Genomic DNA, 12,254 nt, shown 5'->3' on the forward strand with positions numbered 1-12,254 from the left:
TCCGCCCACAGGGTGCGGACGGACGGGGCCGGGGGAGGTGCTCCCCCCGGCCCCGTCCCGTTGACCGCCCCTGGCATTCAACAGCCCCACATCCCCTCTCCCGGCCCAGGTCACGCACCGGCCAACCGGCAGCGGAAGAACAGGGGACGGCGGACCGCGACCGTCGGTCCGCCGTCGCCGCCCCGGCCCGTGACCAGGAGAGTGCCATGACCGGCGTACTGACCGCAGACCGCCCCCCGAAGCCCGCCGCACCCCACCACTACTCCGTCGGTCTCGCCCGCGACGAGGACGACGTGCGAGCCGCGCAGCGGCTGCGGCACGACGTCTTCGCGGGGGAGATGGGCGCCCTGCTCGCGAGCCCGCAGCCCGGGTACGACATCGATCCCTTCGACGCCTACTGCGACCACCTGCTGGTGCGGGAGGAGACGACCGGCCAGGTCGTCGGGACCTACCGGCTGCTGCCGCCGGAGCGGGCGGCGGTCGCCGGACGGCTGTACGCGCAGAGCGAGTTCGACCTCGCGGCGCTCGACGCGATCCGACCCGGGCTGGTCGAGGTCGGCCGCTCCTGCGTCCACCCCGACCACCGCGACGGTGCCGTCATCGGGCTCATCTGGGCCGGTCTGGCCCGCTACATGACCGAACGCGGCCACGAGTGGCTGGCGGGCTGCTGCTCGATCCCGCTCGCCGACGGCGGTGCCCTGGCCTCCGGCACCTGGGACCGGGTGCGGACCAGGCACCTGGCGCCCGAGGAGTACCGGGTCCGGCCCCTGCTGCCGTGGACGCCGCGCGCCTCGGCGCCCGCCGCGCGTACCGAGCTGCCGGCCCTGCTCCGTGGTTACCTCCGGCTCGGCGCCTGGGTCTGCGGCGAGCCCGCGCACGACGTGGACTTCGGCGTCGCGGACCTGTACGTGCTGCTGTCGATGAACCGGGTCGACCCGCGCTACCTGCGGCACTTCCTCTCGCTCGTCCCGGTCTCGTGAGTGCCTGGCTGCCCGCTGCGCCCTGCACTCCCGGAGCGTGCGTGGAGCCGTCCCGGGCCGCGGCCGCGGTACCGCGGGCCGTGCTGCGGCTCGCGGCGGTCGCCGTACTCCTCCTCGCGGGGGTCGCGATCGCGCTGACGCCGCTCGGCCGGGGGCGCGCCCGCCGGCGCGGGAGGGTCCCCGCCGCCGTGGTGCGACGCTGGTGCCGGTGGATCGTGCGGGCCGCCGGGGTCCGGGTCCGCTTCACCGGCGCCGCCGTGCCCGCGGGCGGGCTGCTCCTCGTCGCCAACCACGTGTCCTGGCTCGACATCCCGCTGCTGGCCGCCGTGCGTCCCGCCCGGATGCTCGCCAAGAGCGAGATCCGGCGGTGGCCGGTGGCGGGACCGCTCGCCGCACGCGGAGGCGTCCTCTTCATCGAGCGGGACCGCCTGCGGGCCCTGCCGCACACCGTCGCCACGATCACCCGGTCCCTGCACGCGGGTGCCGCGGTCGCCGCCTTCCCCGAGGGCAGCACCTGGTGCGGACGCGCGCACGGCCCCTACCGCCGGGCCGTCTTCCAGGCCGCCCTGGACGCCGGGGTCCCGGTGCAGCCCGTCCGCATCCGCTACCGCACCGAGGGGCCGGGGGTGAGCACGGCGCCCGCGTTCGTCGGCGAGGACACCCTGCTCGCCTCCCTGTGGCGGGTGGCGTCGACGCGCGGACTGACCGCCGAGGTGGAGGTGTGCGCCCCCGTCCCGCCCGACCGCCACCACGACCGGCGGTCCCTCGCCGAGGCCGCCCGGAACGGGGTTCCCGGCATTCCGGCGGGCCGGCACGGTCACCACGGGGCAGCACCTTCGAAAAGTATGTGCGCTTTGTGACGTATGAACCGTTTCCTTACTGCTGATGCGGACAATCGGAAGGCAGGCACTCCGGAAGGAGGGTGATGCCAGATGATCACCCGTGAAGAGATCGCCAACGTCCTGGACCACCCGGTCCACGACGGGGACGGCAACAAGATCGGCGAGGCCAAGCACGTCTTCTTCGACGACATGACCGGGCGCCCCGAGTGGGTGAGCGTCAAGACCGGCATGTTCGGTTCCAACGAGTCGTTCGTACCGATCCGCGACGCCGCGCTGGTGCAGGACCACATCGAGGTCCCCTACGGCAAGGACCAGGTCAAGGGCGCGCCCCATGTCGACGTCGACGCGGGCGGCCATCTGTCGGAGTCCGAGGAACACCGGCTCTACGACTACTACGGCATCAACTGGGACAGCGTCCTGTCCGAGGCCGAGCGGACCGACGACGGCCGCTTCGCCGCGGGCCCGGGGCCCACCGGCGCGGCCGGCGCGGCCGGTCCCGCCGGTACGGCGGACACGACCGGCACGACCGGCATGGCGGACACGACCGGGACGGCGGCCGGCCCCACCGGGTACCGGGACGCGGACCGGGCGGACCTGCGCGGTGACGACGCCATGACCCGCTCCGAGGAGCAGATGCACGTCGGCGTCGAACGGCGCGAGTCCGGCCGGGCCAGGCTGCGCAAGTACGTGGTCACCGAGGAGGTCCAGCAGACCGTCCCGGTGAGCCACGAGGAAGTGCGCGTGGAGCGCGAACCCATCACGGACGCCAACCGCGGCGAGGCGCTGTCCGGTCCGGACATCAGCGAGGACGAGCACGAGGTCACCCTGCACGAGGAACGCCCGGTCGTGGAGACCGAGACGGTGCCGGTGGAGCGCGTGCGGATGACCACCGAGGAGCACACCGAGAACGAGACCGTGCGGGGCCGGGTCCGCAAGGAGCGGATCGAGGCCGAAACGGAGGAGTACACCGACGACGACCGGCGGGGCCGCGAGTAGCCGTCGCCCGCCGTCACCGCGAGGAGGGGCGCCGGTGAACCGCGTTCACCGGCGTGTCCCGCCGTCCAGGGCGCGCACCAGGTACGGCGCGGTGACACCGGCGGCCCGCGCCACCTCGGCCGGCGTCCCCCGCGGCGACGATCCGGCCGCCCGTCCCGCCGCCGCTCGGCCCCAGGTCGATCACCCGGTCGGCGCCGGCCACCACGGCCAGCCGTGCTCGACGGCGACCACCGTGTGGCCGGCGTCGACCAGTGCGTGCAGCCGGCACATCAGCACCTCGACGTCGGCCGGGTGCAGACCGGTCGTCGGTTCGTCGAGCAGGTACGGGGTGTGGCCACGGCGTCCCCGCTGCACGGCGCCGACCGGGGAACGGGACGTGGGCGCCGCGCGGCGCTGTTGCAGCGACACGGCGGGCGGCAGGCCGGTGACCTCGCCGCAGCGGATGGCAGGGGCCGTCCCTCCGGCAATGTGTGGATCCACCCGCCCGGGGGATGAGCAGGGCCCCTGTTATCGTGCGCCGATGTCAACGATCAAGCGGTTCCAAGTGACCTTCGACTGCGCGGAACCTGCGCGCCTCGCCGCCTTCTGGTGCGAGGTGCTGGGGTACGTCGTACCGACAGTTCCCAAGGGCTTCGCCACGTGGGAGGAGTACCACCACTCGCTGCCGCCTGAGGACGAGGTCCACTTCGCGTGCACTGATCCCTCGGGTGTGGGCCCGCGCGTGCTCTTCCAGCGAGTTCCCGAAGGCAAGGTCGTCAAGAACCGGGTGCATCTCGATGTGCGGGTCGGCACCGGGCTCGTGGGTGACGAGCGCCTGGCCACACTCGAGGCCGAATGCGCACGGCTGATGGCGCTCGGTGCGAAGCACGTGCTGACGCAGCGCGCCGATGGCGTCAACGAGTCGTGCATCACGATGCAGGACATCGAGGGCAACGAGTTCTGCCTCGACTGATTCTCCTCCGAGACTGCGAGGGAGGAGCCGTCTCCGGGCGTCTCCCAGGTCTCGTATGCGGCAGAGGCGCCCGTGAGAGCGAGGTTGTGCAGTCGGGCGGTGCCGAGCAGCGGCCACCACGTCCCGGGGGACGTCCACGTCCACGCCCCGGCGATCGTGCTCACGGGCGTCGCGCATCCGGACGTACGGGTCGTGGGGGCTGTGCATCGCGGGGACTGCGTACGGTCTTCGGCCCCGGCCGGTGGGGCAAACCCCGCGGTCCTACGCCGGGGCGGCGGACGGTGCCGTGCCGGTGAGGCGGGCGAGCCGCCGGTAGGAGTCCAGCAGCGCCCCGCGGTCGTACGTGCTGGTGGTGACGAGGACCTCCTGCGCGCCCGTCTCCTTCACGAGGGCCTCCAGCTCGTCGGCGACCTGCTCCTCGGTGCCCGCGATGTGGCCGGCGAGCCCGGACTCGTACAGGTCGCGTTCCTTGGCGGTCATCGTCCGCGTCTCCACGTCCTCGGCCGGGGGCAGCGGGGGGAAGGCGCCGCGGGTGCGGGCGTGGGCCATCGACCAGGCCTCCGGGAGCAGGAGCCGCCGCGCCGCCTCGGGGGTGGCGGCGACCGCGATCGTGCCGGAGACCACGACGTACGGCCGAGGGCTCCACTCGGAGGGGCGGAACCCGGCGCGGTAGCGGTCGATGCCGCGGCGCATCCGGTCGCGGTCGCGCAGGTCCCCGATGACCAGCGGCAGGCCGGCCCGGGCCGCGACCGCCGCACCCTCGCCCATGGCCAGCACGAAGGGCGGGACGGTCAGCCCGTCCGCCGGGCGGGCGTGCACGCCGGTCGGCGAGGTGCCCCGGAACCAGCCGAGCAGCTCGGCCAGTTGGGCGCCGAAGTCCTCGGCGTCGTCCTTGTCCCGCCCCAGAGCCCTGCGCACGCCGTCGGTGAACCCCACCGAGCGCCCGAGCCCCATGTCGATCCGGCCGGGGAAGAGCGACTCCAGTACGCCGAACTGCTCGGCGACGACCAGCGGCCGGTGGTTGGGCAGCATCACGCCGCCCGTGCCGACCCGGATGCCGCGGGTGGCGCCGGCCACGGCGGCGGCCAGCACGGTCGGCGCGGAGCCGGCCACGCCGGGCACGCCGTGATGCTCGGACACCCAGAACCGGTGGTAGCCGAGCCGCTCGGCCTCCCGCGCCAGTTCCACGGTGTCGCGCAGCGCCTCCGCGGCGGTGCGGCCCGCGCGGATGCGGGAACGGTCGAGGACGGAGAAACGGGTCGTCGCGATCGCTGTGCTCACACCGGGTTCAACGCCCGCGCGCCGCCAGGATTCCCGCCGCCCCGCCCTAGAGTGGGCCGGTGACCGACACCGAAAGGCCCCCCGTGGCCGTGTTCGACCTGGACAACACCCTCGCCGACACCGCGCACCGGCAGCGGTTCCTGGAGCGCCGGCCGCGTGACTGGAACGCCTTCTTCGCCGCCGCGCCGCACGACCCGCCGCTCGCCGAGGGCGTCGCGCTGGTGCGGGAGCGCGCGGGGGAGTGCGACATCGTCTACCTGACCGGCCGGCCCGAGCGCTGCCGGCGGGACACGCTCGACTGGCTGGCCGCGCACGGGCTGCCGGAGGGACCCGTGCACATGCGCGGCGAAGCCGACCGGCGACCCGCCCGGCTCACCAAGCTGGAGATCCTGCGGCGGCTCGCGCGCACCCGCAAGGTCCGGGTCCTCGTGGACGACGACGAGCTGGTGTGCGACGACGCCGAACGGGCCGGCTTCACCGTCGTCCGGGCGCGCTGGGCGGCCCGATCGGCGGAGCTGCGCGTGGCGCAGGAACGCGAGGGCCGCACCTGACCGCCGCGGTGGGCCGGCAGCGGAGCGCGTCCGGGGCCGTCAGTCCGACCCCTCCAGGCGGAAGCCGAGCTTGAGGCCGACCTGCCAGTGCGCGACCTCCCCCTCCTCGATCTGGCCGCGCACCTGGGTCACCTCGAACCAGTCCAGGTTGCGCAGGGTCTGCGAGGCGCGGGTGATGCCGTTGCGAATGGCCTGGTCGACGCCGTCGGGCGAGGTGCCGACGATCTCCGTGACCCGGTAGGTGTGGTTCGACATGCGGGTGCTCCTTCCGCGGGGCGCCGGTGTGCCGTGCGTCACTCCACCGTGCCCCAAGCCGGGGCGGTGCGCGAGGTGTCGGCGGCTCGGACGGGGAAACCCTTGACCTCCGCATTGGTCCATACCAAAATCCCAGACACCCGTTCGAGCCTCGGGCTCGTCCCCCACGCCGGGTCCCCCTTCGCGTGCGCAGGACCCTCCTGTTCGCTCCGCCCCTGTCCGTCAGACAGAAGGACCCCTCGTGAGACGTCGCCTCCTCGCCCTGGTCTGCGTGTCCGCCTCCCTCCTCAGCGGCTGCGGTCTCACGTCGCAGGACGGCGGGAGCGAGCGGCGCACCGTGACCTTGTGGCTGATGAAGGACAGCGCCTCGCAGGACTTCCTGCGGCGGTTCACCGACGAGTTCGAGCGGGAGCACCCGGACCTCGGCCTCGACGTGCGGATACAGGAGTGGACCGGAATCGGCGACAAGGTGCAGGCGGCCCTGGAGGCCGACGGCACGGACGGGCCGGACGTCATCGAGGTGGGCAACACCCAGGTCCCGGCGTACGCGGAGGGCGGCAGGCTCCAGGACCTCACGCTGGAGTCGATGCGGGACTGGGGCATCCGTGACTGGCTGCCGGGTCTGGCCGAACCGGGGCAGTGGCTGTCCCAGCAGTTCGGCATCCCCTGGTACGCGGCCAACCGCGTGGTCATCCACCGCAAGGACCTGTTCGAGCAGGCCGGCATCACCGAGCCGCCGCGTACCCGCGAGGAGTGGCTCACCGCGACCGAGGCGCTCGACTCGGGCACCGGCCAGGGCATCTACCTGGCCGGCCAGGACTGGTACACCCTGGCCGGCTTCATCTGGGACGAGGGCGGCGAGCTGGCCACGCAGAACGGCGGTGTCTGGGAGGGCGCCCTGGACTCCGAGGCCGCCCTGCGCGGTATGCGCTTCTACCGCGAGTTGCAGGCTCTGGGCGACGGTCCCGTCGACGCCGACGAGGAACACCCCCCGCAGGCCGGTGTGTTCGCCGAGGGGCGCGTCGCGCAGATCGTCGCGGTGCCCGGGCTCGCCCGGTCCATCGTGCGCGAGAACCCCGGACTCGAGGACCGGCTGGGGTTCTTCCCGGTGCCCGGCAAGAGGGCCGGCCGGCCCGGCGCCGTCTTCACCGGCGGTTCCGACCTCGTCGTCCCGAAGAACACCGACCAGCGGGAGGGTGCCCTCGCCGTGGTCGAGGCACTCGTGGGCACCAAGTGGAACACCGAGCTGGCCCGCACGATGAACTACGTACCGAACAGGAAGTCCCTCGCCGGGGCCGTCGCGGGCGAGGAAGGGGTGGCCGCCATGGCGGCCGGCGCCGCGCAGGGGCGGGCGACCCCCGGGACGCCCCGGTGGAGCGCGGTCGAGGCGGACAACCCGATCAAGGCCTACATGACGAAGGTGCTCACCGGGGCCGACGCGGAGACGGAGGCCGCCCGGGCCTCCGACCGCATCACCGAACTGCTCGACCTCGACGCGCGCTGACGCGCGGTCGCGCGGTGGACGTCGCGCGGCGGGCGGCGGACGGGCCGCCCACCGCGCGGGGCTCATCGTGCGGCGGACGGGCCGCCCACCGCGCGGGGCTCATCGTGCGGCGGACGGGCCGCCCACCGCGCGGGGCTCATCGTGCGGCGCCCACCGTCCGGTGCTCAGTGCGCCGTGCTCAGCGAGAGCGCGAAACGGTCCTCGCCGTCGGTCCACCAGTGGGCCAGCTCCAGGCCCGCCGCGGCCAGTTCGGCGCGCACGTCCTCCCGCCGGAACTTCGCGGACACCTCGGTACGCACCTCCTCCCCGTCCGCGAAGTCCACCACCAGGTCGAGCGCCTGGACCTTGACCGTCTGCGCGGTGCGCGAGCGCAACCGCATCTCGATCCACCGCCGTTCGGCGTTCCACAGCGCCACGTGCTCGAAGGCGGCGGGCGCGAAGTCGGCCGCCAGCTCCCGGTTGACCACGGACAGCACGTTCTTGTTGAACGCGGCGGTCACCCCGGCCGGGTCGTCGTACGCCCGGACCAGTACCCGCTCGTCCTTGACCAGGTCGGTGCCCAGCAGCAGGGCGTCGCCGGGGGCGAGCAGGCCCCGGACGCCGGCCAGGAACGCGGCGCGCTCGCCGGGCAGCAGGTTGCCGATCGTGCCGCCGAGGAAAGCCACCAGCCGCGGGCCCGGCGTCTCGGGCAGCGTCAGCCCTCCGGTGAAGTCGGCGATCAACGCGTGCACCCGGAGGTCCGGCCGCTCGGCGACGAGTGCCTCCCCGGCCCGGGTGAGGGCGCTCTCGCTGACGTCGACCGGCACGTAGCCGCGCAGGCCGGTCAGCGCGTCGAGCAGGAACCGCGTCTTCTCCGAGGAGCCGGAGCCCAGTTCCACCAGGGTGCGGGCGCCGGTCGCCGCGGCGATCTCGCCGGCCCGGTCGACGAGGATCTCCCGCTCGGCCCGGGTCGGGTAGTACTCGGGCAGCGCGGTGATCCGCTCGAACAGCTCGCTGCCCCGCGCGTCGTAGAACCACTTCGGCGGCAGCCACTTGGGGGCGCTCGTCAGGCCCGCCAGGACGTCGGCCCGCAGGGCGGCGTCCGTGGCGTCCTCGGGCAGCGTGCGGGTGAGGCGGAACGGGCTCACGTGCGGGGCTCCTTCGGGGAGACGGATGCGTCCGTGCGGGCGTGGCCGCCCGGATCCTTGAGGGGAGTGAGCAGTACGTCCGTGCGGCTCGCCGCGAGCAGGGTGCGGTCGGGGACCTCCTGCCAGCGCGGGTCGTCGTCGTACGGCTCCGAGGCGACGGCCGTGCCGCCGCCGGGGCGCGCCAGGTACCACAGCGTGTCGCCCCAGGTGGTGGCCGTGACGGTGTCACCGTCGGTGAGCAACAGGTTGAGCCGGGAGGCGGGGGCGGCAGCGGCGACCTCCAGCACCGTCTCGGCGAGCGCCCGGCCCTGGTCGTCCCCGGCGCGCAGCCGGGCCAGCACCAGCGCCCACACGAGTGCCGAGTCGTTGCGGGCCTCCAGTGACAGCAGGTCCTCGGGCGGCAGCGTCCCGGCCACCCCCGCCAGCGAGCCGGGCCAGCCCGCCACGGCGCCGTTGTGACTGAACAGCCAGGTCCCCGCGGCGAACGGCGCCGCCGCGGCCTCCGCGTCGGCACCCGACAGCGTCGCGTCCCGTACGGCGGCGAGCAGCGCGCCGGTCCGGACGACCCGGGCCAGATCGGCGAACGACTGGTCCGCCCAGACGGGTCCGGCCCGCCGGTACCGCGCCGGCACCGGATCGCCCCCGGCGTACCAGCCGACACCGAACCCGTCGGCGTTGACCGTGCCGTACCGCTGGCGCCGGGGCGCCCAGGACTGGCGGTACAGGCCGTGCGGCGGCGCCACGAGGAGCCGGCCGAGCGGCTCCTCGGGGCCCGCGTACGCGATGTGACGGCACATCAGGAGACTTCCGCGGACCGCGCGGTGCGGAACCCGGAGAAGATCTGCCGGCGGATCGGGTAGTCCCAGTTGCGGAACGTGCCCCGGCAGGCGACCGCGTCCACGGCGAAGGAGCCGCCGCGCAGCACCTTGTACTCGGGCCCGAAGAACACCTCCGAGTACTCCTTGTACGGGAACGCCTCGAAGCCCGGGTACGGGGCGAAGCCGCTCGACGTCCACTCCCAGACGTCGCCGATCAGCTGCCGTACCCCGAGCGGCGACGCACCGGCCGGGTAGCTGCCGGCGGGCGCCGGGCGCAGATGCCGCTGGCCGAGGTTGGCGTGCTCCGGACCCGGGTCGGCGTCGCCCCACGGGTAGCGGGCCGAGCGGTCTCCGGCCGGGTCGTGCCTGGCCGCCTTCTCCCACTCGGCCTCGGTGGGCAGCCGCCGTCCGGCCCAGCGGGCGTACGCGTCCGCCTCGTACCAGCACACGTGCACCACCGGCTCGTCGGCCGGCACGACCTCGGTGACGCCGAAGCGGCGCCGCAGCCACTGCCCGCCGTCACGGTGCCAGAACAGCGGCGCGGTGATGGAGTGCCGGCGGATGTGGTCCCAGCCCGCCCGCGTCCACCAGCGGGGGTCGTCGTAGCCGTCGTCGTCGATGAACGCCTGGTAGGCGCCGTTGGTCACCGGCGTGGTGTCGAGGTGGAACGGCGCCACCTCGCGCCGGTGCGCCGGGCGTTCGTTGTCCAGGGCCCACGGCTCGGTCGACGTGCCCATCGTGAACGGGCCGCCGGGCACCAGGACCTCCGCCGGGCCGGTGAACAGCGGCGCGGGCTCCGGGTCCGGGGCGGTCAGGGCCTGGGGCCCCTTGCGGAGCTGATGCGTGATCAGCATGGTCTCGTCGTGCTGCTGCTCGTGCTGGGCGATCATCCCGAAGGCGAACCCCGCCTCCGTCAGCCGCGTCCCGTGGAACGCGGTGCCCTCCAGCACGTCCAGCGCCCGGCCGCGCACGTCGGCCACGTACCGGCGGGCCTCCTCGGGCGGGAGCAGCGGCAGCCGGGGCCGCTCGGCGCGCGGGTGCTCGAAGGCGTCGTAGAGGCTGTCCATCTCGGGCCGTATCGCTTCCTGCCCGGCGACGGCGCGCAGCAGCCACTGCTCCTCCTGGTTGCCGATGTGCGCCAGGTCCCACACGAGCGGGGACATCAGCGGCGACACCTGGGCGGTCAGGTCGGGGCCCTCCACACAGCTGGTCAGCAGCGTGGTGCGGTCGCGGGCGGTGACGAGCATGGCGAGGGCACGCTCGCGCAGGGCGTCGACGTCCGGGCCGGCGGTGGCGCCGGTGGGGGCGGTCGCCTCGGTGGCTCCGGTGACGGCGGTGGTGGCGGCCCCGGTGGTGTCGGTGGCGGTGCCCGGGGTGGCGGGGTCGGTCATGGGCGGGTCTCCCTCCCGTGCGGGCCACGGCTCGCGCCGTCCGGCATGTCCAGCAGGTCGTCGGCGGGGCAGCGGCCCCTGAGGACGTAGCGCTCCAGGTGCCCGGCGACGAGGTCGGTGACCCGGGCCGTGGCTCCGAGCCGGGGCAGGGCGGCGAGCGCCGTGCCGAAGCACGTGACGGCCGCCTCGCGCAGCTCCGGATCGGTGAGGGCGTCACGGGCCGCGTCCTCGTACAGCGGGTTGTGCGGGGCGGGCAGCCCGAGGGTGCGCTCGGCCAGCGGCTTCACCGCCCGGTAGGCGGTCTCGGTGGCCTCCGGGTCGTCGAACAGCGCCGCCGTCACGGCGAGCGGCACCATCCAGCCGTCCTCCCCGGGCTGCGCGTCGATCATGCGCAGCTCCAGGTGGCCGCGCGGTCTGACCGGCGGGAACAGCGTGGTGAGGTGGTAATCGAGGTCCTCGCGGGTCGGCGGCCTAGGCCCCCCGCCCCTGATCCACTCCCGGAAGGTGAGCGCCTGCGGCACGTCCCAGGGCCCGCCGTCCCGGCGTACACACATCACCGGTGCGTCCAGGACGTGCCGGGTCCAGGCACCGCGCGGGTCGGAGTCCAGTGCGGGGCCGCCCGCCCGGCCGGTGCCGATCCGGGTCCAGCGCAGCTGCCGGGTGGACCGCCAGCCGGTGGGCCGGCCACCGGACAGCGGGGAGTTGGCGAACGCGGCCAGCAGGACCGCGCCGAGCTGGTGGGCCAGCCACCAGCGGCGTACGTGGCCGAGGGGGCCGGGCTCCTCGTGCCCTGCGTCCAGGCACACCTGTACGGAGGCGGAGGCGCACATCATGAAGCGGCCGCCCGGGCCGTCGCGGTCGAGACAGGCCTCCATGGCGTCGTACCGCGGCTGCCGCAGGAAGCGGCGGGGCGGGTGCCAGGGGTCGTGGCCGAGGCCGACGAGGGCGAGACCGTCCTTGCGCAGGACCGCGCGGACGGCGTCGAGGTCGGCGGCGACGGTGCCGACACACTCCATCAGGGAGGCGGCGGGGAGCGAACTCAGCTCCAGCTGGCCGCCGGGTTCCACGGTCAGCGCGGACCGCAGGGGCACGGTCCGCAGAGCGGCGTAGACCGCTTCGAGCCGTTCGGGCGGGACGGGGAGCCGCGGCGCGCGCAGCTCGTGGACGAGCCATTCCACCTCGACGCCGAGGCGCCTCGGGGGACCGGTCTTGAAGCAGATGCCGTGGACCAGCGCCTCGACCTCGGCCTCGGTGGCAGTGGTGCGTGGCCGGGTGCAGCCACTTACCGCATCGGACATGTCGGGATCCTCCTGAGATGCCATCCATGCCGCCGACCCGTTCGCGGCGGGCCGGGTCGGCACACTCGTCCCACCCAAGACCCTCGTGTCGCTCCGCACAAGGATGCATATCGGGACGTTCCAGCTCGGCGGTCTCCGCGCCCCGTCCGTTTCCGGGGGCTTTCCCCCTCGTTCCCCGGCCGGGAAACCCCGTTGCACCGCCTCCCCAGCATCACCCAGGATTCCTGCGTGAGCACGACGGGGGAGACCGCGCGGTGCG

Annotated in this window: 12 protein-coding genes and 1 pseudogene; 6 read left to right on the plus strand and 7 right to left on the minus strand. The window is 74.3% G+C overall.

Annotated features, from left to right (window positions below):
* Window positions 1–206 precede the first annotated feature (206 nt).
* The 3 genes from ACVV2G_RS28650 to ACVV2G_RS28660 all read left to right on the plus strand — a co-directional run bounded on the left by ACVV2G_RS28650 (window position 207) and on the right by ACVV2G_RS28660 (window position 2,818).
* Complete coding sequence (locus ACVV2G_RS28650) at window positions 207–980, plus strand: GNAT family N-acetyltransferase (protein WP_453845672.1); 774 nt, start codon at window positions 207–209, stop codon at window positions 978–980.
* Entirely contained in the window at window positions 977–1,840 is an 864-nt protein-coding gene (locus tag ACVV2G_RS28655) for a lysophospholipid acyltransferase family protein (RefSeq protein ID WP_453845673.1), read from the plus strand. Before ACVV2G_RS28650 ends, ACVV2G_RS28655 begins: the two co-directional genes overlap by 4 nt.
* A gap of 72 nt (window positions 1,841–1,912) precedes the next feature.
* Window positions 1,913–2,818: a DUF2382 domain-containing protein gene (locus tag ACVV2G_RS28660; RefSeq protein WP_453845674.1), complete on the plus strand. Its 906-nt coding sequence runs from the start codon at window positions 1,913–1,915 to the stop codon at window positions 2,816–2,818.
* Window positions 2,819–2,863: 45 nt separating this feature from the next.
* On the opposite strand, the pseudogene ACVV2G_RS28665 reads toward ACVV2G_RS28660, so the two are convergent.
* Window positions 2,864–3,172, minus strand: a pseudogene (locus ACVV2G_RS28665) (ABC transporter); the annotation flags it as partial.
* 166 nt (window positions 3,173–3,338) lie between these two features.
* Here ACVV2G_RS28665 and ACVV2G_RS28670 point away from each other — a divergent pair.
* A complete protein-coding gene (locus ACVV2G_RS28670) occupies window positions 3,339–3,770 on the plus strand; it encodes a VOC family protein (RefSeq protein WP_453845675.1) in 432 nt (143 codons plus the stop codon).
* A gap of 261 nt (window positions 3,771–4,031) precedes the next feature.
* Here the strand turns inward: ACVV2G_RS28670 and ACVV2G_RS28675 are convergent, their stop codons facing one another.
* Window positions 4,032–5,051, minus strand: coding sequence for an LLM class flavin-dependent oxidoreductase (locus tag ACVV2G_RS28675; protein ID WP_453845676.1), 1,020 nt, complete (start codon window positions 5,049–5,051; stop codon window positions 4,032–4,034).
* A 59-nt stretch (window positions 5,052–5,110) separates the two neighbouring features.
* On the opposite strand from ACVV2G_RS28675, the gene ACVV2G_RS28680 reads away from it, so the two are divergent.
* Window positions 5,111–5,602 (plus strand): phosphatase domain-containing protein, encoded by a 492-nt coding sequence (locus tag ACVV2G_RS28680; protein ID WP_453845677.1) that lies wholly within the window; start codon window positions 5,111–5,113, stop codon window positions 5,600–5,602.
* Between the two features lie 39 nt (window positions 5,603–5,641).
* Here the strand turns inward: ACVV2G_RS28680 and ACVV2G_RS28685 are convergent, their stop codons facing one another.
* Window positions 5,642–5,857 carry a dodecin gene (locus ACVV2G_RS28685; protein ID WP_189233697.1) on the minus strand — a complete coding sequence of 72 codons (216 nt, stop codon included), beginning with the start codon at window positions 5,855–5,857 and terminating at the stop codon, window positions 5,642–5,644.
* 241 nt (window positions 5,858–6,098) lie between these two features.
* Here ACVV2G_RS28685 and ACVV2G_RS28690 point away from each other — a divergent pair, with 241 nt between their 5' ends.
* Entirely contained in the window at window positions 6,099–7,361 is a 1,263-nt protein-coding gene (locus tag ACVV2G_RS28690; protein WP_453845678.1) for an extracellular solute-binding protein, read from the plus strand.
* 164 nt (window positions 7,362–7,525) lie between these two features.
* Here the strand turns inward: ACVV2G_RS28690 and egtD are convergent, their stop codons facing one another.
* Genes egtD through egtA form a run of 4 tightly spaced genes read right to left on the minus strand, consistent with a single transcriptional unit; the run spans window position 7,526 to window position 11,995 of the window.
* Window positions 7,526–8,488, minus strand: a complete 963-nt coding sequence (egtD, locus tag ACVV2G_RS28695; protein ID WP_453845679.1) for an L-histidine N(alpha)-methyltransferase — start codon at window positions 8,486–8,488, stop codon at window positions 7,526–7,528.
* The gene (gene egtC, locus ACVV2G_RS28700) at window positions 8,485–9,285 is read right to left on the minus strand and encodes an ergothioneine biosynthesis protein EgtC (RefSeq protein WP_453845680.1); all 801 of its coding nucleotides are present in this window, start codon (window positions 9,283–9,285) and stop codon (window positions 8,485–8,487) included. Before egtC ends, egtD begins: the two co-directional genes overlap by 4 nt.
* The gene (gene egtB / locus ACVV2G_RS28705; protein ID WP_453845681.1) at window positions 9,285–10,697 is read right to left on the minus strand and encodes an ergothioneine biosynthesis protein EgtB; all 1,413 of its coding nucleotides are present in this window, start codon (window positions 10,695–10,697) and stop codon (window positions 9,285–9,287) included. Before egtB ends, egtC begins: the two co-directional genes overlap by 1 nt.
* Window positions 10,694–11,995: an ergothioneine biosynthesis glutamate--cysteine ligase EgtA gene (gene egtA / locus ACVV2G_RS28710; protein WP_453845682.1), complete on the minus strand. Its 1,302-nt coding sequence runs from the start codon at window positions 11,993–11,995 to the stop codon at window positions 10,694–10,696. Before egtA ends, egtB begins: the two co-directional genes overlap by 4 nt.
* Between the last annotated feature and the right edge of the window lie 259 nt (window positions 11,996–12,254).

The organism is Streptomyces sp. JK94, assembly GCF_053613315.1.

Coding starts and splice junctions, on each gene's coding strand:
- ACVV2G_RS28650 (WP_453845672.1), top strand. CDS start 207: ATGACCGGCGTACTGACCGCAGACCGCCCCCCGAAGCCCGCCGCACCC.
- ACVV2G_RS28660 (WP_453845674.1), top strand. CDS start 1,913: ATGATCACCCGTGAAGAGATCGCCAACGTCCTGGACCACCCGGTCCAC.
- ACVV2G_RS28670 (WP_453845675.1), top strand. CDS start 3,339: ATGTCAACGATCAAGCGGTTCCAAGTGACCTTCGACTGCGCGGAACCT.
- ACVV2G_RS28685 (WP_189233697.1), bottom strand. CDS start 5,857: ATGTCGAACCACACCTACCGGGTCACGGAGATCGTCGGCACCTCGCCC.
- egtC (WP_453845680.1), bottom strand. CDS start 9,285: ATGTGCCGTCACATCGCGTACGCGGGCCCCGAGGAGCCGCTCGGCCGG.
- egtB (WP_453845681.1), bottom strand. CDS start 10,697: ATGACCGACCCCGCCACCCCGGGCACCGCCACCGACACCACCGGGGCC.
- egtA (WP_453845682.1), bottom strand. CDS start 11,995: ATGTCCGATGCGGTAAGTGGCTGCACCCGGCCACGCACCACTGCCACC.